Source organism: Peptacetobacter hiranonis (assembly GCF_008151785.1).
Lineage (GTDB): Bacteria > Bacillota > Clostridia > Peptostreptococcales > Peptostreptococcaceae > Peptacetobacter > Peptacetobacter hiranonis.
In genome coordinates, this window is record NZ_CP036523.1 from 1,914,065 (window position 1) to 1,935,811 (window position 21,747).

The window sequence follows — 21,747 nt, forward strand, 5'->3', positions numbered from 1 at the left end:
TGCGAACTACATTATATAACTTGTTAAATAATATTTCAATCAATACACAGTTCTGTCAATAATTTCTTAGCTTTAAGCTAATTCAATATATCTATTTCTAATAGTATTTATAGTTATGCAAGTTTCTTTAGTTGCTACATTAACTAACATATCCTTAATTCTATCGCTCTTTTTATTCTTCTTGCTTAATTGCAAGAATTTAAACCAAGCCAAGTAATTCGAAATGTATTTAGTAGAGACTCCATTAGAGTGCATTAACCATCTCTTAAATCCACTATGAAGAGAATTTACATGTTGTAAGTGATAAACACTATCTATCATAGATTTGCCTCTAGGAACTCGTTTTAATTCAACATTTAGGTCTTTATTTATACTTAAATAAGATTTGTGGCTATCGACTACGAAAGTAACATCTTCTCCTATTTTTCCATCAAAAAATCTAATAATATCATTAGTTGTAATTCTACCATTACAAACCGCTCCCATTACTATATTTCCTTTACGGTCAACACCAGTTTCAATGCAAATTTGGTCGTTAGAAATACCTCTTTTTTTCTTATCCTTTTTTCCCTTACCTCTTTTTCTAGGTTCTCTAGGCATCTTAAAAGTAGTACTTTTTGAATGATTACCTTTATATGATTCACGAATAAAAACTTCGTCTACTTCTACAATACCTTCAACCATATCATTTTTTAATGATAGATTAATAACATCTAAAATCCTATGTCTCATATAAAAAGATGTTTTAACTCCAACTCCAATTTCAGTTGCACATTGTCTTATAGAAAGTCCTAATATCATTAATTCACAGTATTTAAGCCATTTATCTAATCCTAAGTTAGTACTAGAGAAAGGAGACATAGTAAACTCATCAAAAGTACAACGACACCTTTTACAAATATATCTTTGTCTACCTCTAGTCTTACCATTTTTATTAACATCCTTACATTGACATTTAGGACATTCGTATCCCTTAGAAAATCTACTTTCCTTAATATTATCCTCTATTTCATCAGAACTAAATAAAGCACTTAAAACTCCTTGTGCTACTGAAATTAAGTCTCTAAGTTCATCTTTATTCAAATTTTTAACTATGGCTTTTATATCTGCTTTTTTCATAATATAAGTAATCCTTTCTATATAATATGGCGAAGTATAGTTGATACCTATATTATAACCTATTTTCTGTATAATTAATCACACAATTGTCTAACATAGCCTATTAATAAAACTAAATATTATTATTTGTTTAATAAATAGCTTTTATCAATACTTTGTTATTATATTATAGATTTATTTAGTTTAAAAGTTTTTCTATGTGTATATAGTTTTTTTCTATACATGCTTTTTCAACATTTTATTTTTCTATATTTTAGAAACTAAAATATTTAAATTTTAAAACATTAATAAATATTTCAGTATTTTTCTTTTGTTAATAAACTTTTATCTTTTTACTACATTAATTTTTAAATTTATATTTTTATGTATTTTTTACACAAAAAAAGAAGCTCTTAGCTTCTAATAGTAATTAACTCTATTAAAAGTAAGCGCTTCTTTAAAACTTATTATTTTCATTTATTTGTATTCTATTTTGTTAAGGTCACATATAGTTAACATTGTATCTGATATGTTCTTTAACATATTTAATCTGTTATTTCTAACATTGTCATCTTTATCCATTACCATTACATTGTCAAACATGTTATCAACTGCTGGTTTTAATGTAGCAAATGAATCAAGTGCTTTTCCGTAATCTTTATTAGCAAGATGTCCTTTAACTTCTTCTTTAACTGATTTGAATGATTCGTATAATTCTTTTTCTGGAGCTTCAACTAGTAAAGCTTCATCAACGTTTACACCTTCTGCTTTTTCAGCTAAAGTAGAAACTCTGTTAAATGCAGTAAGCATTTCAACTAATTCATCTTTATTTATCCATTCGTTAAGTTCTAATGCTCTATGATGCATATCTGCTATATCATTTATATCTGCATTTAATATTGCTTCAACAACATCATATCTTATTCCCATATCTTTGAATAAGTTTTTAATTCTTTCTGAGCAGAAGTCTAACATCTGACCAACTACTTCTTCTTTGTTGAATTCTAATTCTGTGTAGTTATCTAATGCAGCTTCAGATATTTCTTTTATATCTATAGTTATTTTGTTTTCCATTAGTATATTTAATATACCTAGAGCCTGTCTTCTTAGAGCAAATGGGTCCTGAGATCCTGTTGGCTGTATACCTATTGCAAAGAAACCAGCTATTGAGTCTAATTTATCTGCTATAGACACTACTGAACCTTCTAATGAAGCTGGAACTTCTGCACCAGCTGATACTGGCATATAGTGTTCATATATAGCCTGTGATACTGCTGGATTTTCTCCTTCAAGTTTAGAGTATTCCATACCCATGTATCCCTGAAGTTCATCAAATTCGAATACCATATTTGTAACAAGGTCTGCTTTACAAAGTTCAGCAGCTCTTACTATATCAGCTTTTTTATCTGCACAACCTAAAGAATCTGCTATTACAGCTGAAAGTTTTGTTATTCTTTCTGATTTATCGTATATTGTTCCTAGTTTTTCCTGGAATACAACAGTTTTTAATCTTTCTTTATAAGATTCTAAGTTTTTCTTAGTATCTTCTCTATAGAAGAATAATGCATCTGCTAGTCTAGCTTCAAGAACTTTTTCATTACCAGCTTTTACATTTTCTATACCGAAGCTGTCACCATTTCTAACAGCTATAAAGTTTGGAAGAAGATTTCCATCAGCATCTTCTACTGGGAAATATCTCTGATGATCCTGCATTGGAGTTATTACAACTCTCTTAGGAAGTTTTAAATATTCTTTATCGAATTCTCCGTAGAATGCAGTTGGGTATTCAACTATACAAGTTACTTCATCTAGTAGGTCTGGATCCATTATTACTTTACCACCTAAAGATTCAGCTACTTTGTTAGCCTGTTCAACTATCATAGCTTTTCTTTCTGCCTGATCAAGTATTACATAGTTTTCTCTTAATTTAGCTTTGTAGTCTTCTACTGAGTTTACAACTATTTCTTTAGCTCCTAGGAATCTATGTCCTTTAGTCACATTAGAAGCTATTATACCTTCAAGGTCAACTGGAAGTACTTCATCATTAAGAAGAGCTACTAACCATCTTATAGGTCTAACAAATCTTATATCTTTTCCTGCCCAGTGCATTGCTTTAGGGAATACAACTGATTTTACAGCTAGTGGAAGTATTTCTTTTAATACTTCTGCTGTTTCAGCACCATTTTCTCTTATTGTAGCAAATAGATATTCATCTTTTCCTACTTCTTTAAAATATATGTCTTCTGGATTTAATCCTTTACTTCTCATAAATCCCTGTGCTGGTTTAGTAAAGTTTCCATCAGCATCTAATGATATTTTTTTAGAAGGTCCTTTTACTTCTTCTTCTAAATCTTCCTGTCTTTCAGCTAATCCATTTATAATAAATGTTAATCTTCTTGGAGTTGCAAAAGTTTCTATATTTTCAAATTTAACTCTTTTTTCGTTAAGCATTTTTTCAGTACTTTCTTTTATCTGTTTTAAAGTACTTGCAACGAATCTTGATGGCATTTCTTCAACGCCTACTTCAAATAAAAGGTAGTTATTCATTATTTGTCACCATCCTTTTTTAATAGAGGGAATCCCATTTCTTCTCTCTGTTTTATATATGTTTCGGCTACTACTTTTGCCATATTTCTTACTCTACCTATAAATGCTGCTCTCTGGCTTACCCCAATTGCTCCTCTTGCATCAAGAGTATTGAAAGTATGAGAACATTTTAATACGTAATCATAAGAAGGTATAACAAGGCCTTTATCCATTAATTTTAATGCTTCTTTTTCATATTCGTCGAATAAGTGGAATAATAATTCTGCATTACATTCATCAAATGAGTAAACAGAGTTTTCATATTCCTGTTTCTGGAATACATCACCGTAAGTTAACTCATTATTCCATTTTAAGTCATATACACTATCTACGTCCTGTATATACATAGCTATTCTTTCAAGACCGTAAGTTATCTCTCCTGTTTCTAATTCACATTCCTGATTTCCTACCTGCTGGAAATATGTAAACTGAGTGATTTCCATTCCATCAAGCCAAACTTCCCAGCCTAGCCCCCAAGCACCTACAGTAGCTCCTTCCCAGTTATCTTCAACGAATCTTATATCGTGTTCTAATGGGTTTATACCTATTTCTTTTAAACTGTCTAAGTATAAATCCTGTATATCATCTGGTGATGGTTTTAATATAACCTGGAACTGATGATGCTGATATAATCTGTTTGGGTTTTCTCCGTATCTACCATCTGCTGGTCTTCTTGATGGTTCAACATAACATACTTTCCATGGTTCTGGACCAAGTGATCTTAAGAAAGTATTTGGATTCATTGTTCCTGCACCTTTTTCAACATCATAAGGCTGTGTAATGATACATCCCTGCTTAGACCAATATCTCTGTAAAGCAAGAATCATCTCCTGAAAATTCATAAAAATCCCTCCTAAATATATATAGCCTTCCGCGTTACACGAAAGGCTACTTTGCAATACTTTTATGTTTTAAATACCAATTACTTTGTAATAGATATTAAATAAACTTTATCAATATAAATTTGATACTTTTAATCTGCTATTCAGCATTTTCGTCTTTTTCACATTCATTTATTAAATCATCTGTTATATCTTTATCGTCTTTTTCTTCTTTTTTCTTTACAACTGTTTCTTTTAAGTCTTTAGCTGTATTAATAAACATATCTTTTAATACTGTAGCTTTTTCTTCGTTAAGTTCTCCTAAATCAACAGTTTCTCCATCAGCTTCATTCTGTATTTTTATTCTATATTTAGATAATACAGCAGCTGATAGCCCAAGAATTGTAAGAAGAGGCATCATAGCTATTCCTAATACACCAACTGTAAATGGAATGTTCATTATTATTTTGCCTTCTTTTTCAACGACTACTCTTACTCTATTACTTTTAGCAAATAATTCTTTTAACTGAGCTTTAAGCTCTTCTACATCTTTGCCAATTTTTTCTTCTGTATTTTTTCTAACTTCCTCAGCATCTTCTTTGCTTTTTTCAAAGAAGTCTTCTACTTTTTTCTTTGCTTTTATTGCTCCTGAATTTTCTTCAAGGTAGATTATAGCTTCTAGAATATCTCCATCAGAATGAACTAGTGCCTCTTTTACTTCTTTGTAACTAGCTGATGGCACTCTTTCCATTACTTTATCCACCATTTCAATTGTTATACTGCTCATAATATCAGCTCCTTTTTAAAACTTATGTAAATCATCTAAGATGTTTAGTGATTTCATATTCAAATTACTTACATATGCTGTTAAGTACTGTTTCATTAATTTTGAAAGCTCCTTTGTCAGCACTTTGTTTACCTTTGCTCTGCTGACAGTTTCAATTTCATTTGACAGTATATAATTCATAAGCTTTCTCGTTGTTGCATCAAGTCTTATGTTTCCCGAGAAATTTTCTGCACATTTTTTACAAAGCATTCCACCTTCTTCTATATTGAAGATAGCCCTTTGATCTGACTCATCTCCACAAACAGAGCATCTATCAGTAATAGGTCTAAATCCCATACAATCAGAAAACTTTAATTCAAAAGCTGCTGTTATAAACTCTTTATCTACATCCTTTTGAGATAAAAGATACATTGTTTTAACTATTAAATTAAATAATTTCCGATTTGTTTGATTTTCAAGAAGAGAGTTTTCTACTAATCTAGATATATATGACGCATATGAAAATGCATCTATATCATAAGATATATCATAGAAACTTTTAATTATCTCACTTTGAGATACTCTATACATTCCCCTCTGCTTTTTTAAAGTGAAATTACTATATGCAAAAAGCTGTGCTGAAGGAAGTAGTGCTGATTTGTTTCTCTTTGCACCTTTGGCTATTGCTGATACTTTTCCTAAATTTCTAGTAAAAATAGTAAGTATCACATCGTTTTCAGAGTATCTAGATGTTCTAAGAACTATCCCCTGTGTGTTGAATATAACCAAATTTATCAATCCTTTTTATTATATTAATTATACTATACTTTCATTAACTTTTATATATTTATATTATTATAATCTTTAATTTATTATCCTATTATCTGTGAAAGTAGCATACTAGACGTTAAATAATAAGCTCCTATTCCAATTATATCTAAAATAGTAGAGATAACTGGTGCAGATATTGTTGCTGGATCTGAATCCATTTTAGTAAGCATGACTGGTGCTAATACACCTATTAAAGCTCCTATTACCATATTTACAAATAGAGAAATTGAAATAACTAAAGCCATATTCACATTATGTTTAACAAATAATATTACTGCTGCTGTAATTATTCCACATATTAACCCTGTAATTATTCCAACTAGAGCTTCTTTTGCAATATCTTTACCTGATATTTCTCTATTAGATAGAGTTATTATTGTAACTGAAGATGCCTGGCATCCTACATTTCCACCCATTCCTATAACTAACGGAACAAAGAATAGAAGTTCCACAAAATTTGTTCTTATTAACGTATCAAAGTTTGCCATTAAACTTGAAGCCAATAATCCTCCGATTAAAGTTAATAAAAGCCAAGGCATTCTACCTCTTATTGATGATAGTATCTGCTGTGATAAAGTAGAATTTTCATCTTCTGCTGTATCTCTTTCGTGTTCAGAGCTTCCTGCTAACTTATACATATCTTCATTAGCTTCCTCTTCCATAACATCTATGATATCATCTACTTTTATTATTCCTCTAAGCTTTCCTTCTCTGTCTACAACCGGAATTGCAACTAAATTATATTTTGATACCAATCTAACTGCTTCTTCTCTATCTTCATAGTCATAAACTGATATAAGATTTTCTATCATAAGATCTTCTACTATAGCCTCATCTCTAGCTACTATAAGTTCTCTAAGAGAAAGAACACCGACTAATTTTTCCTCATCATCTACTACATATATATAATAGATAGTTTCTGCATCTTCTGCTTCTTCTCTCATTTTTTCTATAGCCTGAAGTGCCGTCATATCCTTATTTATAGATATGTATCCCTTTGTCATAGTTCCACCTGCTGTATCGTCTTCATAGAATAGAAGCTCTTTAACCTCTTCAGCATCCTCAGGATTTAGGTAATCGATGATCTTTAATCTTTCATCTTCTTCAAGCTCATTTAAAATATCTGCCATATCGCCTAATGACATACATTCTAATATATTTTTAGCATGCTCTATTTCTAGTTTAGAAATCATTCTACTGAAAAATTCCACTCCACTTTCTTCTAATATAGAAGCTGCCATATCACTTGGAAGTATTTCAAATAATTTTACCTGCATTCCTTCGTCTTCTAAGTTTTCCATAACATCATATATATCTATAATATGATATTCCTCTAATAGTTCTCTAAGTTCGAAGTATTTGTGATTTTCAATTAACGACTTGACCTCGTCTAATAAATCTTGTGATGTTTCTTGCGTCCTGTCCATTTTATCCACCTTTTTAATATATTTTGTATTGAATACAATTATTTGCTATTATCATTGAGCCCAAAATTATTGATATAATTCTGTAAGTTTCTCCAGTTTTCTTTAACTTTTACCCATAACTGAAGATTTATCTGAGAACCTAAAAGTAATTCTATATCCTGTCTTGCAGATTTTCCTATTCCTTTTAGTTTTCTACCGCCTTTACCTATGATTATTCCCTTATGAGAATCTCTTTCACAGTAAATAACCGCAGATATATCTATTATTTCTTTATCTTTTCTAGCCTTCATTCTTTCTATCTCAACTGCTACCCCATGTGGTACCTCGTCATCAACATAATGAAGAACTTTTTCTCTTATAAGCTCAGCTATTAGGACTCTTTCTGGCTGATCTGTTACCATATAATCTGGGAAGTATTTTGGCCCCTCTTCTAAGTCTTCTTTGATAACATTTATAAGAGTTTTTACATTTTTACCTTTTAATGCAGATATAGGCACTATTTCTTTAAACATTTTTTCATCATCGTACATTTTTATTATGTCGAATAATTCATCTTTGTCCTCTATCTGATCTATTTTGTTTATTACTAGAACTATTGGAGTTTTTGATCCTCTAAGATCTTCCATTATTCTTCTATCTCCAGGTCCTATTTTTCTTGAGCTATCTACAACAAATAGTATTAAATCAACATTACTAAATGCATCTGTAGCAGCTTTTACCATTATTTCTCCTAGTTTGTTTTTTGGTTTGTGTATACCAGGAGTATCTAGGAATACCACCTGTGATTCATCATCAGTGTACACTGCCTGAATTGTATTTCTTGTTGTCTGTGGTTTATCACTCATTATAGCTATTTTTTCACCGACAACATTATTCATCAAAGTAGATTTACCAACATTTGGTCTACCTACTATACTGACAAAACCTGATTTAAACATATATTATTCTCCTAACTTTTTATAAATTAATAGAAAAGACCCAATTGGAATACTAGTATTGCAATTAATGTACCCAGTACACCTCCTGCTACAGTTTCCCAAAATGTATGTATCTTTCCTTCTATTCTACTCTGTGCAACAAGGAATGCCATCAAATATGCTAGTGTTGATGCTTCTACTCTTTCTGTCATAAGTGTTATAGCTGTGGCTATTGCAAATGAAAGTGCTGCATGCCCACTAGGCATTCCACCTTTTAATGGAGTTCCTGTATTTGTAAGTGCCTTTGCAACAACAACTGCTAAAAGCACCATAACTATACATATTAATGTTATATGCATTTCTGATTCTCTTATAGAATAAATAAGATATCCTGAAAGCTCGGTCAACTTATCATAGAAAATTATATATCCTACTGCAACAGCATTTAATGATACGACTAATACCGCACCAGCTGCTACGTCTTTAGCTATCTTTGCCAATTCATGATACTCAGATGTAACCAAGTCTACAGTTTTTTCAATAGCTGTATTGAACATTTCCGCTACTATAACAAGTGTTATAGCAACTAAAAGCATTATAAATTCTAGCTTTGATAACTTAAATAGCAAACTCACTACTAATATTCCAAAAGCTATCATATAATGAATTTTCATATTTCTTTCTGATTTGAATGTATATATAACACCCTCTATTGCAGCATTAAATGATCTGATTATGTTTTGTTTCTTTTTCTTTTTTTTCTTACCATTTTCTTCCATAGGACTCGACTCCCTTTTTCAAATATTAGTAAAAACTAATCTCTAGTTATATTTAGTTTAGTAAGAACTGCTTCTTCTTTTTCTCTCATTTCTCTAGTATTTTCATCTGTATCATGGTCGTAACCTAATAAATGGAACATACTATGACATACTAAAAAGCAAACTTCTCTTTCAAAACTATGTCCATATTCTATGCTCTGCTCAAGAGCTCTTTCAAGTGATACAACTATATCACCTAAAGACATTTCTTCATATTCTACATCTTCAAATTCATCAGATAACATAGGGAATGATAGTACGTCTGTAGCTCTATCAACACCTCTAAACTGTTTATTAAGCTCATGTATTTCCTTATTGTCTACAAAAGATATACTTATATCGTAATCATCACTGTATCCTTCATAATCTAATACTTCTTCTACTATATCCTCTATTTTTTCATAAAGTTCATCTTTTATATCTATTTTGTCCTGTCTATCATCAAATATATATCTCATAATTTCCACCTGCTTATTTAATTTTTATAATAATTTATTTAATTTTTAATACAACAGATTATTTATTCTGTCTTTTTCTTTCTTCCTTCTTTTCTCTTTTGTAGGCTTCTTTTTTCTCATATTTATCGTATGCCTTTATTATTCTCTGAACAAGCTCATGTCTAACAACATCTCTGTCTGTCAGTTCTTTGATACCTATTCCATTGACATCTTTTAATATATATGTAGCCTGAACTAAACCACTTTTCTTATTTGAAGGAAGGTCTGTCTGAGTAACGTCTCCTGTTACTACAGCTTTTGATCCAAATCCTAGTCTTGTAAGGAACATCTTCATCTGCTCAGATGTGGTATTTTGTGCTTCATCCAGTATTATAAATGCATTATCAAGTGTTCTACCTCTCATAAATGCAAGAGGTGCAACTTCTATAATTCCTCTTTCTATGTATTTATTAACTTTATCTCCACCTAGCATTTCAAATAATGCGTCGTAAAGCGGTCTTAAATATGGGTCTATTTTTTCCTGTAAATCACCCGGAAGATATCCTAAACTTTCTCCTGCCTCTACTGCTGGTCTTGTAAGTACTATTCTAGTTACTTCATCTCTTTTAAATGCTTGAACCGCCATCGCAACTGCTAGGTATGTTTTACCAGTACCTGCTGGACCTATACCAAAAGTAATATCATTATTTTCTATTAATTTAACATATTCTTTCTGTCCTAAAGTCTTTGGCTGAACCGGAGTACCCTTCTTAGTAAGGACTATTGTACCTTCAAGTTCCTGTATTCTATTTTCATCTCCATCATTAAGAAGAGATAATGAATATAGTATAGACTGTTTATCTAGCGATTTCCCTTTAGATACTGTAGTGTGTAGTTCATTCATTAAACTATTTGCTGCTTCTACATTTTTTTCTTCACCTATCAAAATAAGGTTTCCTTCTCTAAGTGTTACATCTATATTTAGTGACTTTTCTATAAGCTTAATATTTTCATCAAAGTTTCCAAATAGTTCTCTTTCAAAATTTGGCTCTGATATAAGAAATTTCTTTTGTATAATCAATTCTTTCTTTCCTCCCAGCTTAAAGCTTTATTAAAACTTTTTGTTTCATTATATAAATATAATTCCACATTCTATATTATACCATTTTTATTGCTTATTTCATAATAAATTTGAATTTCAATTTTTTATTATGAAATAAACTAAAAAAAGGCTGTCACAAATTTTGTGACAGCCTATATAATATATCTTATTTACTGTTTTATAAAATGAGATTTGTCTACATGACATAATGGGCATTCGTAATCGTCTGGTTCTTTTGTTATATCTCCTTCGTATACGTATCCACATACATCACAATAGTAACTTACTCCTGCATCTTCTGTTTTTGGTTCTTCCTCTTCTTTTACTGCTTCTTCTTTTTCTACTTTTATAAAGTGTGATTTATCTACTGCACATAATGGGCATACATAATCATCCGGTTCTTTTGTTATATCTCCTTCATATACGTATCCACATACGTCACAGTAGTAGCTTACTCCTGCATCTTCTGTTTTTGGTTCTTCTTTTTTAACTTCTTCTTTTGCAACAGATTTTTCTTCAGATTTTATAAAGTGTGACTTATCTACTCCACATAATGGACATACATAGTCATCTGGCTCTTTTGTTATATCTCCTTCGTATACATATCCACATACATCACAGTAGTAGCTTACATTTTCTTCTACTGGTTCTTCTTCAACTTTTACAAAGTGTGATTTATCCATATGGCATAATGGACATTTATAGTCGTCTGGCTCTTTTGTTATATCTCCTTCGTATACATATCCACATACATCACAGTAGTAACTTACTTTTCCTTCTGCTTTAGGAGCTTCTTCTTTTTTAACTTCTTCTTCAACATAAGTAGGAGCATTCTTTGGTGCTTTACCTTTTATTACTTTATGATAATAATCATAAGTCATAGGTTTGTGTTTTCCTACAAATCCTGAATTTGTTACTTTAGCAAGTATTAAAGAATGTGTTGCTGCATCTGTAAATGATACAACTTCACATATTAAATATCCGCTTATATCCTGAACCATTACTGGCATTTTATCTACATAATCATATTTGAAACCATCATATTTGTCATTCTTTTCAGATGACTGGAAACCAAATGCTCTTATTATAGCTGGATCTGTATCTTCTGATAATATAGATACACTAAATCTTCCTTCTTCTTTTATACAATCATGTGTAAAGTTATCTTTGTTCATACTTATACATATTAGTGCCGGATCCGCAGAAACCTGGAACACTGTGTTTACAACACACCCAACTTTTCTTCCATATTTTAATGTACCTATTGTATAAAGTCCATAAGATAAGTTCTGTAAAACTTTCATATCCATAATTTGTTTCCTCCTTAAAATTCATATAGTATATGTTTACCCAAATTTACTATCTGTTAAACATTTTTATAGTTATATTTTAAAAAAGGAGTTGCCAATTGACAACTCCCTTGTTTACATTTTATATACTATCTATTTATGGATTTATATAATTTAAACTTCCTGTTCTATTAATCCATATCCGCCTTCTTTTCTCTTATATACTAAGCATATTTCGAAGCTTTCCCGATCTTTAAACATATAGAAATCATGGTCTGTTAAATTCATCTGTAGTATAGCTTCTTCTATACTCATAGGTTTTAAATTGAATTTTTTTCTTCTTTCTATTACTACTTCTGGTTCTTCTACTTCGTAATCTAATTCCTGAGCTAGTTCTTCTATTCCTTCATATCTTATAGAGAAGTTGCCTGGTACTCTAGTTTTAAATTTATCTTTATATTTTATAATCTGTCTGCTTAACTTATCACAAACTAAATCAATTGCTGGATATAAATTATCCTGTTCTTCTTCCACTCTTATTGTGTGACCATTTACATTAGGTATCATAACTTCTACCTTCTGTCTATTTTTCCCAGCGCTAACAGTTACCTTAACTTCTGTATCTTCATCTAGGTATTTTCCAAGTTTCTTTAGTTTATCTTCTGTATACCCTTTTATTCCATCTGTTAATTTAACATGTTTTCCAGTTACTGTAACTCTCATAAAACTCTCTCCCTTCGCTGACATATACCGTTTTCCCTTAGTATATTTTATGTTTGATATATGTTTTTTTAGCTTATATATATAATAACTTATATTTATGCGAATTTACAGACTTTTTTTTAAATTGAAAGTGTGTTATTATAAATATAACCGAGTGTCAATTTCACTGTCATTTTTATTTATATGAAATTCATTGATATAGACTTTTAAATCTATATCTTTTTTTATAATTATTTTTTAATTTGACTATATTTTTTATTTTTATATAAACTATTTTTTTACAAAAAAAGATTAAAAGCCTGGATAAAATATCCAGGCCATATATACATATTTATTGTAAGTTTTCCTTAACTAATTTATTAATTAGTTTTCCATCAGCTCTACCTTTTGTTTTAGGTTTTATAACTGACATTATTTTTCCCATATCCTTCATAGAAGTTGCTCCTACTTCAGATATAGTCTGTTTTACAATCTCATTTAGCTCTTCTTCGCTTAATTGTTGAGGTAGGTACTCTTTTAATACTTCTATTTCTGATCTAGTCTCTTCAACTAAATCTTCCCTTCCAGCATCTAGAAATTGTTCTAAACTGTCATTGCGCTGTTTTAGCTGTTTTGATATTATATCTATAATATCATCATCGTTCAATTCGATTCGTTTATCAACTTCTACCTGCTTTATTGAAGATCTTATTAAAGTTATAACTGATTTTCTCAATGTATCTTTGTTTTTCATTGAAGTCTTTAGATCTTCTTGTAATTTTTGTTTAAGGGTCATTTCCCCTCACCTCTTTGTTTTTATTTGCTACTATCTTTTAGCGTTTTTTCTTCTAGCTGCTTCAGCTTTTTTCTTACGTTTTACACTTGGTTTATCGTAGTGTTCTCTTTTTCTAACTTCAGACATTATGCCAGACATTGCACACTGACGTTTAAATCTTCTTAAAGCACTGTCTAATGATTCATTTTCTCTTACTCTAACTTCTGACATTCTTTTTCCCTCCCTCCGATAGCGCAATTATGCTGGGACTGTAACAACTGTTAAGGATTACAAACCTAACACTTAATCTAGTATAAACTAAATCTTTACTTTTATCAAGTATTTTTATTCCTAATCCGACATTTTTTTTAACATTTTTTTAAAATTACCCAATCATACATTTCGCTAAGATTTATCTAGGAAAATATTCCTATTTTTCTTCTGCTTCGTAGTTAGGAAGTTTTTTACCTGCTAGTACATGGTAGTGTATGTGTTTAACTTCCTGACCACCATCTTCACCGCAGTTGTTTATTATTCTGAATCCAGTTTTATCGAATCCTTTTTCTTTAGCTATTGTGTTTATAGCATTGTGTATATCAGCTATTATACCCATTTCTTCTGCTGGCACGTCTAATATACTAGCATAGTGTTTTTTAGGTATTACAAGTATATGATATGGCGCAACAGGATTAAGGTCGTTAAACGCTAATATTTTATCATCTTCATAAACTTTTGATGATGGTATTTCTCCATTTGCTATTTTACAGAATATACAATCCATAATTATTTCACCTCCGATTTGTTATCTTTATAAATTTCTACACCAAAATAAAAAATCCTTCTTTTTTCACCAAATTAATTGGTAAAATCAGAAGGATTTATTTTTATACTATATTAATACACCCTCAACATAGTCTTCTTTTATTCCAGTTATTTTTACTTTTCTTATCTGTCCAGAAATATCTTCTTCACTTGGAGCTTCAACTCTCATATAGTTCATTGTAAGCCCTTCATAATTTCCAGACTTAGTAGTTTCTTCAAATAAAACATCCATTTCTCTTCCTATAAATCTTTCAGCAAATTTATCGAAATTATTTTTAGATAGAGATATAAGTTGTTCACTTCTCATATGTTTTACCTGAGGATCTATCTGGTTGTCCATCTTAGCTGCTGGAGTACCTTTTCTTGGAGAATATTTGAATATGTGCATCTGTGCTAATTCTATATCTTTTAAGAATTCATAAGTCTGTTTAAATTCTTCATTAGTTTCTCCAGGGAATCCTACTATAACATCTGTAGTTATAGCAACATCCGGCATTTTTTCTCTTAATCTATCTACTATTTCTTTATATTCTTTAGTAGTATATCTTCTGTTCATTCTATCTAATGTAGCATCACATCCACTCTGTAGTGATAAATGGAAGTGAGGACAAACTTTATTCATTTTAGAAATTTCTTCTACAAACTCATCAGTGAATAATATCGGTTCAACTGAACTAGTTCTTATTCTTTCTATACCATCTATTTCATTTACAGCTTTTATAACGTCTAGTAATTTAACTTCTTTGTCCTTTATATCTTTTCCATAAGATGCAACGTGTATTCCAGTAAGTACTACCTCTTTATAGCCCTTAGAAGCCAATAATTTAACTTCTTCAACTATATTATCAAGATCTCTACTTCTAACTCTTCCTCTTGCATAAGGAATTATACAATATGTACAGAATCTATCGCATCCATCCTGAATTTTCATAAACGCTCTAGTTCTACCATTAGTCTGAGTTATTTCTATTTCTTCAAATTCTTTTACCTTCATTATATCGTCTACTGTAGACACCTTATCATTGCATGTAACAGCCTCTACCTTTTCAACGATATGTCTTCTATCATTAGTACCCATAACTAGATTTACTTCTTCTATATCTAGTATCTCCTCTGGAGCAACCTGAGAATAGCATCCTACAACCGCTATTACAGAGTTTGGGTTCTTTTTCTTAACTCTTCTTATATACTGTCTTGATTTTCTATCACTCATGTGAGTAACAGTACAAGTATTTATAACATAAACATCTGCATATTCTTCACTCTGAACGTGCTCATATCCAGCATGTTCAAATAATTCTATCATAGCTTCTGTTTCATACTGGTTTACTTTACATCCAAGTGTGTAAAAAGCAACTTTTTTCACTTATATTTCTCCTCCTAAATCACCTAATTCATATTGTACAAGTGCTGAGGCTACAGTAGATGCAGTTTCTGTTCTAAGAATTCTAGGACCAAGAGTAACTACTTTTGCTCCATTTTCTTTAAGTGCATCTATTTCTTCGTCAGCAATTCCACCTTCTGGTCCTATAAATATTCCTATACTTTCTATATCAAGCCCTCTTATCTCTTTAACTAAAGGTATATTTCTTTCGTCTTCATAAGGGCAAATATTATAATCATTTCTCTTCATATCCTCAAGAGCTTCTTTAAAACTTAAAACCCCTTTTAATGTAGGAATTTTTCCTCTCTTAGACTGTTTAGCTGCTTCATAGATGATTCTTTCCCATCTTTCAAGCTTTTTATCTTCTTTTTTACCGTCTACTTTTGCAACACTTCTCTTAGTATCTACTAGAATTATTTCATCAGTTCCAACTTCTGTTAATTTCTGAAGAATATACTCCATTTTAGGACCTTTTGGCATTCCCTGATATACTCTAACTCTTAGCTTAGACTCTCTTTTTATATCTCTTTTGTCTATTATATCTAGACAAACTTCTTCTTTAGACATAGATTTTATTTCACCAACATACTCGTTATCTTCTCCGTCACAGATTTCAAGTTTTTCGCCTTCTCTATATCTAAGAACTTTTGTTATATGCTTTACATCTTCACCTTCTATGATGCATGTATTTTCTTCTAAATTTATATTGTTCTTGTCTACAAAAAATCTATCCATAGTCCATGTCCAATCCATAATAATATCCTTTTAAAATAAATTTTTATTCTACAAAATCTCTAATCAAGATTTATTTTTTTATTTTAGATACTATAGCAGACCATTCTCCTTTTCTGATAACTTCTACTATTTCAAATCCATTTTCTTCAAGACTTTCTACTACTTCATCTATTTTTGCAAGTATTATACCTGAAGATATAAACACAGCATCTTCTTTCATAAACTGCTGTACATCCTTAGCAAGTATTTTTATTATATCTGCTATTATATTAGCCACAACAACGTCTGCTTTGTCATGTATAACATCAGTTAAGTTTCCATGAAGTACTGTAACTTTATCTTCTACATTACTTTCTTTTACATTTTCTTTAGCAACTTCAACAGCTACTTCATCTAAATCAACTGCTGTTACATCGTTAGCACCTAATTTAGCAGCTGCTATTGCTAATATACCACTACCACAACCTATATCGAATACCTTAGCATCTGGAGTAACGTATTTTTCTAACTGGCATATACACATACTAGTTGTTTCGTGAGTACCTGTACCAAATGCCATACCTGGATCTAACTCTATAACTATATCTCCATCCTGTTCTTCGTATTCTTCCCAAGATGGTTTTATAACTATCTTTTCACCTACTTTAGTTGGTTTGTAGTATTTTTTCCAGTTATTCGCCCAATCAGCTTCATTAACTGTATCTAAAGACACACTTCCTTCACCTGGATCTATACCGAAATCTTTAAGTGTAGATATTCTATGTCTTACATTTTCAACGAATTCTGGTACATTTTTTTCTTCAGATATATATGTTTTTATTTTTACGCAGTCTTCTCCACTTTTGTTGAATACTTCTTCTTCAACATAATCCCAATCATATTCGTGTTTTTTCTGGAATTTGAAGTCATTAGGGTCTTCTATCATAGCCCCTGCTGCTCCATTTTCATAAAGTATATTTGTTATAGCCTCAACTGCTTCTGTAGTTGTTCTAATTGTTACTTCTATCCAATTTCCCATTTTTGTAACCTCCATCTAAAAAATATTATTCTTTAAATTGACACATGGTCAAAATTTTCCATTTTACATTACCTTTTATTATATCATACTATATAACAATTTTTATCTATTATCTTTTCTTTCTAGAAAAAAAGGTTGTGCTACTAAATCTTCATAGCACAACCTTATAAAAAACTAACTATTTTTTTTTCTTCTTAGATGTCTTCTTTTTGCCATCGTGTTTAGGCTTTCTAGCTTCTCTCTCTAATCTTTCCTTTTCTCTTTTACCAGATAAGAAATAATCTAAAATACCAAATACTATCGCTGCAACCACAACAGTTATAAAGAAATTCATTATAGAACTTGCAAATATACCAGCACCTATACCAGCTATAATACTTGCTCCTTTTCCATCGCCTTTCCCTATAATATGGAATCCCTTCCAGTATTCAAGCACCATTGCCACAAACACTAGCCCTAAAAGAACTCCACCCATGCTAGTAGTCTCATTATTTCTAAACTCAACCCCAGCAAAATTAACAACAAAATGTTTAAGCGTAAAAATAACTAAAGCTGCTAAAAACAACTTCCCAGTCTCTACCCAATTTATACTAAACCCTTTCTTCTCTTCCATTACTACTCTCCTTTACTAAACCTTTCATAACTATTCACAAATTTTTCTCATTACAAAAAATACCATTAATAAACCAATCTTTCAAGATAAATTTTCTTTTTTATCTACTTTTACCAAAATCTTCTACTTTGGGGAAATAAAATGAAAAAGAGATGTCCTAAAGATTTTTCATAAAAACTAACTTTAAACTTCAATATCGAATCTAATATGCTCTCGACAATCTGGAGGCACATCGCAACATATAAATGTGTTATAGAATAAATGCGATGTGCCGAAGCCTGGAGAGGAGTTTAGATTCGATTTGAAGTTAAAAAAAGATGCCCTTGAAAAATCTTGGACATCTCTTTTCATTATTTATTTCTTTTTCTTTCCAAATAATCTATCTATTTTTTCCCCGAATGTGGCTTTTTTTTCGTGTTCTTTCGACCCACATTCACCTGCGAATTCTCTTAATAATTCTTTCTGTTTTTCAGAAAGTTTCTTAGGCACTTCTACATTGACCTTAACATACTGATCACCATTAGAATTACCTCTAATACGTTTTATACCTCTATCTCTTAATCTAAATACTGTACCTGTCTGAGTACCTTCTGGTATAGTATATTTAACCTTACCATCAAGAGTTGGCACTTCTATCTCATCACCAAGTGCTGCCTGAACAAATGTTATAGGCATATCTATATAAATATCGTATCCATCTCTTCTGAATATTTCATGAGGAGTAACTTCTACTATTATATATAAATCTCCTTTTGGAGCTCCTGGTTCACCAAATTCACCCTGTCCAGATAATTTTATCATCTGTCCATCATCTATACCTGCTGGTATATCAACTTCGATAGTCTTAGTTTTTCTTACACTACCAGTTCCCTTACATTTAGAACATGGAGTATCTATTATTTCACCAGTACCATTACAGTTTGGACAAGTCTTAGTACTTGCTATATTACCAAATGGTGTTCTCTGTACACTTCTAACTGTACCAGTACCATTACAGTTTGGACAAGTTTTCTTAGAAGTACCTGGTTTTGCTCCTGTACCATGACATTCGCTACATTCTTCATTTCTAGTTACTTTTATTTCCTTTTTAACACCTTTTGCAGCTTCTTCAAATGTAACTCTTACTCTCTGTCTTATATCAGCACCTCTTACTGGACCTCTTCTTCTTGAGCCAGATCCTCCAAATCCGCCGAATCCGCCACCGAATATATCTCCAAATATATCTTCAAATCCGCCAAATCCACTGAAGTCACCCTGACCAAAGCCGCCAAAGCCACCTTGACCACCGAATCCTCCTTGACCATTTACGCCATCTGGACCAAACTGATCATATCTTTTTCTCTTTTCCTCATCTGATAATACTTCATATGCTTCATTTATTTCTTTGAATTTTTCTTCAGCTTCTTTATCACCTGGATTTCTATCTGGGTGATATTTCATAGCTAGTTTTCTATATGCTTTTTTAATTTCCTGAGCTGTTGCTGTCTTTTCAACGCCAAGAAGTTCATAATAATCTCTTTTACTACTCAACCTGTGACACCGCCTTTTCCTTTCTCAAACTTTCTACAATAAAACAATAGCTTGTAGAATATTTAAAACTACAAGCTATCATTCATACTTTATAATTCTACTTTAATATCTTACTTTATTCACAGGTCAATTACAAGCTATATAGTCTTTTTTCCTGGAATAATCACATTCAGTTATTTAATACTAAAGGTTAGATATTATTTATCTTCATCTACTTCTTTGAAGTCTGCATCATATACATTGTCATTATTTGAAGATGATCCTTCATTTGCCTGTTCAGCACCTGCTTGCTGCTGTGCCTGCTGATACATTACTTCAGATACTTTCTGGAATTTCTGCATTAATTCATCTATAGCATTTTTGATTTCTTCTGCTGATGCATCTTCTTTATCTTTTACAGATTTTACGTTTTCTATTGCTTTTTCTATTTCAGCTTTATCATCAGCGCTTATTTTATCTTCAACTTCTTTTAAAGTTTTTTCTGTCTGATATACTGTTGATTCAGCCTGGTTAACTGCTTCTATTTTTTCTTTTTTAGCTTTATCTGCTTCTGCATTCATTTCAGCTTCTTTTACTTTTCTTTCTATTTCTTCTTCAGATAAGTTAGTGTTAGAAGTTATAGTTATTTTCTGTTCTTTTCCAGTTCCTAAATCTTTAGCTGTAACATGAACTATACCGTTAGCATCTATATCGAAAGTAACTTCTATCTGAGGGATTCCTCTCATTGCTGGTGGTATATCAGTTAACTGGAATCTACCTAATGTAGTATTATCGTAAGCCATACTTCTTTCACCCTGAAGTACATGTATATCAACAGCTGTCTGGTTATCTGCTGCAGTTGAGAATACCTGAGATTTTTTAGTTGGTATTGTTGTATTTCTTTCTATTATCTTAGTGAATACATTACCTAATGTTTCTATACCTAATGATAATGGAGTTACGTCTAATAATAATAAGTCGTTAACTTCACCAGTTAATACACCTGCCTGTATTGAAGCACCAGCTGCAACACATTCGTCTGGGTTTATACCTTTGTGAGGTTCTTTTCCTATGAATTTTTTAACAGCTTCCTGAACTGCTGGTATTCTTGTAGAACCACCAACTAGTAATACGTCATCTATTTCAGAAACTGATATTCCTGCATCTGATATAGCTCTCTTCATTGGTTCCATAGTTTTTTCAACTAATCCTGCTGTTAATTCTTCAAATTTAGCTCTTGATAAATCTATGTTTAAGTGTTTTGGACCTTCTGCAGTTGCTGTTATGAATGGAAGGTTTATATTTGTACTCATTGTTGAAGATAATTCTTTTTTAGCTTTTTCAGCAGCTTCTTTTAATCTCTGAAGAGCCATTTTGTCGTTTCTTAAATCAACACCTTCAGCTTTTTTGAATTCTTCTGCTAAGTAGTCTATTATTATTTTATCGAAGTCATCTCCACCTAATCTGTTGTTACCAGCTGTAGCTAAAACTTCGAAAGTACCATCACCTATTTCAAGTAATGAAACGTCGAATGTACCTCCACCTAAGTCGAATACTAATATTTTTTTATCCTGATCTAATTTATCCATACCGTAAGCAAGTGATGCTGCTGTTGGTTCATTTATTATTCTCTTAACTTCAAGTCCTGCTATTCTACCAGCGTCTTTAGTTGCCTGTCTCTGAGCATCTGTGAAGTATGCTGGAACAGTTATAACTGCTTCTGTTACTTTTTCACCTAAGTAGCTTTCTGCATCAGATTTTAATTTCTGAAGTATTATTGCTGATATTTCCTGTGGTGAATAATCTTTTCCATCTATATTTACTTTGTAGTCAGTACCCATATGAGTTTTTATTGAGCTTATAGTTCTATCTGCATTTGTTACTGCCTGTCTTTTTGCTGGTTCCCCAACTATTCTTTCTCCATCTTTAGTGAAAGCTACTACTGAAGGAGTAGTTCTCATACCTTCTGAGTTTGGTATTATCTGTGGTTCTCCACCTTCTAATACTGCTACACATGAGTTTGTTGTACCTAAGTCTATACCTATTACTTTTGCCATTTTAATTTCCTCCTTTATGATTATAAATCATATTATGATT

The 21,747-nt window shown here is 31.2% G+C and carries 21 protein-coding genes; all 21 read right to left on the minus strand.

Annotated elements, in window-relative coordinates; all coding sequences use genetic code 11:
- Positions 1 to 72: 72 nt before the first annotated feature.
- Positions 73 to 1,119: an IS1595 family transposase gene (locus tag KGNDJEFE_RS09000; protein WP_148881839.1), complete on the minus strand. Its 1,047-nt coding sequence runs from the start codon at positions 1,117 to 1,119 to the stop codon at positions 73 to 75.
- A 456-nt stretch (positions 1,120 to 1,575) separates the two neighbouring features.
- The gene (gene glyS / locus KGNDJEFE_RS09005) at positions 1,576 to 3,645 is read right to left on the minus strand and encodes a glycine--tRNA ligase subunit beta (RefSeq protein WP_006440926.1); all 2,070 of its coding nucleotides are present in this window, start codon (positions 3,643 to 3,645) and stop codon (positions 1,576 to 1,578) included.
- Positions 3,645 to 4,526, minus strand: coding sequence for a glycine--tRNA ligase subunit alpha (glyQ, locus tag KGNDJEFE_RS09010; protein ID WP_006440925.1), 882 nt, complete (start codon positions 4,524 to 4,526; stop codon positions 3,645 to 3,647). The genes glyS and glyQ overlap by 1 nt, the downstream gene beginning before the upstream one ends.
- A 139-nt stretch (positions 4,527 to 4,665) precedes the next feature.
- Positions 4,666 to 5,292, minus strand: a complete 627-nt coding sequence (locus KGNDJEFE_RS09015) for a DUF4342 domain-containing protein (protein WP_006440924.1) — start codon at positions 5,290 to 5,292, stop codon at positions 4,666 to 4,668.
- A gap of 15 nt (positions 5,293 to 5,307) precedes the next feature.
- Positions 5,308 to 6,069: a DNA repair protein RecO gene (gene recO, locus KGNDJEFE_RS09020; protein ID WP_244949425.1), complete on the minus strand. Its 762-nt coding sequence runs from the start codon at positions 6,067 to 6,069 to the stop codon at positions 5,308 to 5,310.
- Positions 6,070 to 6,143: 74 nt separating this feature from the next.
- Positions 6,144 to 7,529 (minus strand): magnesium transporter, encoded by a 1,386-nt coding sequence (gene mgtE, locus KGNDJEFE_RS09025; RefSeq protein ID WP_040410677.1) that lies wholly within the window; start codon positions 7,527 to 7,529, stop codon positions 6,144 to 6,146.
- A 38-nt stretch (positions 7,530 to 7,567) separates the two neighbouring features.
- Positions 7,568 to 8,467, minus strand: coding sequence for a GTPase Era (era, locus tag KGNDJEFE_RS09030; RefSeq protein ID WP_006440921.1), 900 nt, complete (start codon positions 8,465 to 8,467; stop codon positions 7,568 to 7,570).
- A gap of 26 nt (positions 8,468 to 8,493) precedes the next feature.
- The gene (locus KGNDJEFE_RS09035; RefSeq protein WP_006440920.1) at positions 8,494 to 9,225 is read right to left on the minus strand and encodes a diacylglycerol kinase; all 732 of its coding nucleotides are present in this window, start codon (positions 9,223 to 9,225) and stop codon (positions 8,494 to 8,496) included.
- 35 nt (positions 9,226 to 9,260) lie between these two features.
- A complete protein-coding gene (ybeY, locus tag KGNDJEFE_RS09040) occupies positions 9,261 to 9,722 on the minus strand; it encodes an rRNA maturation RNase YbeY (RefSeq protein ID WP_006440919.1) in 462 nt (153 codons plus the stop codon).
- A 58-nt stretch (positions 9,723 to 9,780) separates the two neighbouring features.
- Complete coding sequence (locus KGNDJEFE_RS09045) at positions 9,781 to 10,782, minus strand: PhoH family protein (protein WP_006440918.1); 1,002 nt, start codon at positions 10,780 to 10,782, stop codon at positions 9,781 to 9,783.
- Positions 10,783 to 10,973: 191 nt separating this feature from the next.
- A complete protein-coding gene (locus KGNDJEFE_RS11915; protein WP_006440917.1) occupies positions 10,974 to 12,113 on the minus strand; it encodes a rubredoxin-like domain-containing protein in 1,140 nt (379 codons plus the stop codon).
- A 153-nt stretch (positions 12,114 to 12,266) separates the two neighbouring features.
- Entirely contained in the window at positions 12,267 to 12,815 is a 549-nt protein-coding gene (gene hpf, locus KGNDJEFE_RS09055) for a ribosome hibernation-promoting factor, HPF/YfiA family (protein WP_040410676.1), read from the minus strand.
- A gap of 331 nt (positions 12,816 to 13,146) precedes the next feature.
- Complete coding sequence (locus tag KGNDJEFE_RS09060; RefSeq protein WP_006440915.1) at positions 13,147 to 13,590, minus strand: GatB/YqeY domain-containing protein; 444 nt, start codon at positions 13,588 to 13,590, stop codon at positions 13,147 to 13,149.
- A 30-nt stretch (positions 13,591 to 13,620) separates the two neighbouring features.
- Entirely contained in the window at positions 13,621 to 13,800 is a 180-nt protein-coding gene (rpsU, locus tag KGNDJEFE_RS09065) for a 30S ribosomal protein S21 (protein ID WP_002844447.1), read from the minus strand.
- 199 nt (positions 13,801 to 13,999) lie between these two features.
- Complete coding sequence (locus KGNDJEFE_RS09070; RefSeq protein ID WP_006440914.1) at positions 14,000 to 14,350, minus strand: histidine triad nucleotide-binding protein; 351 nt, start codon at positions 14,348 to 14,350, stop codon at positions 14,000 to 14,002.
- A 108-nt stretch (positions 14,351 to 14,458) separates the two neighbouring features.
- Positions 14,459 to 15,757 (minus strand): tRNA (N(6)-L-threonylcarbamoyladenosine(37)-C(2))-methylthiotransferase MtaB, encoded by a 1,299-nt coding sequence (mtaB, locus tag KGNDJEFE_RS09075; protein ID WP_006440913.1) that lies wholly within the window; start codon positions 15,755 to 15,757, stop codon positions 14,459 to 14,461.
- On the minus strand, positions 15,758 to 16,510 hold the full coding sequence (locus KGNDJEFE_RS09080) for a 16S rRNA (uracil(1498)-N(3))-methyltransferase (protein ID WP_040410699.1): 753 nt from the start codon (positions 16,508 to 16,510) through the stop codon (positions 15,758 to 15,760).
- Between the two features lie 70 nt (positions 16,511 to 16,580).
- On the minus strand, positions 16,581 to 17,528 hold the full coding sequence (gene prmA, locus KGNDJEFE_RS09085; RefSeq protein ID WP_040410675.1) for a 50S ribosomal protein L11 methyltransferase: 948 nt from the start codon (positions 17,526 to 17,528) through the stop codon (positions 16,581 to 16,583).
- A 178-nt stretch (positions 17,529 to 17,706) separates the two neighbouring features.
- Complete coding sequence (locus KGNDJEFE_RS09090) at positions 17,707 to 18,141, minus strand: hypothetical protein (RefSeq protein WP_006440910.1); 435 nt, start codon at positions 18,139 to 18,141, stop codon at positions 17,707 to 17,709.
- Positions 18,142 to 18,495: 354 nt separating this feature from the next.
- Positions 18,496 to 19,671 (minus strand): molecular chaperone DnaJ, encoded by a 1,176-nt coding sequence (dnaJ, locus tag KGNDJEFE_RS09095; protein WP_006440909.1) that lies wholly within the window; start codon positions 19,669 to 19,671, stop codon positions 18,496 to 18,498.
- 197 nt (positions 19,672 to 19,868) lie between these two features.
- Entirely contained in the window at positions 19,869 to 21,707 is a 1,839-nt protein-coding gene (gene dnaK / locus KGNDJEFE_RS09100; RefSeq protein ID WP_148881840.1) for a molecular chaperone DnaK, read from the minus strand.
- Positions 21,708 to 21,747 lie beyond the last annotated feature (40 nt).

What these genes read in the sequence shown, in the direction of transcription:
- KGNDJEFE_RS09060 (WP_006440915.1), bottom strand. Translation starts at nt 13,590, where the DNA reads ATGACCCTTAAACAAAAATTACAAGAAGATCTAAAGACTTCAATGAAA.
- rpsU (WP_002844447.1), bottom strand. Translation starts at nt 13,800, where the DNA reads ATGTCAGAAGTTAGAGTAAGAGAAAATGAATCATTAGACAGTGCTTTA.
- KGNDJEFE_RS09015 (WP_006440924.1), bottom strand. Translation starts at nt 5,292, where the DNA reads ATGAGCAGTATAACAATTGAAATGGTGGATAAAGTAATGGAAAGAGTG.
- KGNDJEFE_RS09070 (WP_006440914.1), bottom strand. Translation starts at nt 14,350, where the DNA reads ATGGATTGTATATTCTGTAAAATAGCAAATGGAGAAATACCATCATCA.
- era (WP_006440921.1), bottom strand. Translation starts at nt 8,467, where the DNA reads ATGTTTAAATCAGGTTTTGTCAGTATAGTAGGTAGACCAAATGTTGGT.
- KGNDJEFE_RS09035 (WP_006440920.1), bottom strand. Translation starts at nt 9,225, where the DNA reads ATGGAAGAAAATGGTAAGAAAAAAAAGAAAAAGAAACAAAACATAATC.
- ybeY (WP_006440919.1), bottom strand. Translation starts at nt 9,722, where the DNA reads ATGAGATATATATTTGATGATAGACAGGACAAAATAGATATAAAAGAT.
- mgtE (WP_040410677.1), bottom strand. Translation starts at nt 7,529, where the DNA reads ATGGACAGGACGCAAGAAACATCACAAGATTTATTAGACGAGGTCAAG.
- glyQ (WP_006440925.1), bottom strand. Translation starts at nt 4,526, where the DNA reads ATGAATTTTCAGGAGATGATTCTTGCTTTACAGAGATATTGGTCTAAG.
- prmA (WP_040410675.1), bottom strand. Translation starts at nt 17,528, where the DNA reads ATGGGAAATTGGATAGAAGTAACAATTAGAACAACTACAGAAGCAGTT.
- hpf (WP_040410676.1), bottom strand. Translation starts at nt 12,815, where the DNA reads ATGAGAGTTACAGTAACTGGAAAACATGTTAAATTAACAGATGGAATA.
- KGNDJEFE_RS09090 (WP_006440910.1), bottom strand. Translation starts at nt 18,141, where the DNA reads ATGGAAGAGAAGAAAGGGTTTAGTATAAATTGGGTAGAGACTGGGAAG.
- KGNDJEFE_RS09080 (WP_040410699.1), bottom strand. Translation starts at nt 16,510, where the DNA reads ATGGATAGATTTTTTGTAGACAAGAACAATATAAATTTAGAAGAAAAT.
- KGNDJEFE_RS11915 (WP_006440917.1), bottom strand. Translation starts at nt 12,113, where the DNA reads ATGGATATGAAAGTTTTACAGAACTTATCTTATGGACTTTATACAATA.
- KGNDJEFE_RS09000 (WP_148881839.1), bottom strand. Translation starts at nt 1,119, where the DNA reads ATGAAAAAAGCAGATATAAAAGCCATAGTTAAAAATTTGAATAAAGAT.
- glyS (WP_006440926.1), bottom strand. Translation starts at nt 3,645, where the DNA reads ATGAATAACTACCTTTTATTTGAAGTAGGCGTTGAAGAAATGCCATCA.
- dnaK (WP_148881840.1), bottom strand. Translation starts at nt 21,707, where the DNA reads ATGGCAAAAGTAATAGGTATAGACTTAGGTACAACAAACTCATGTGTA.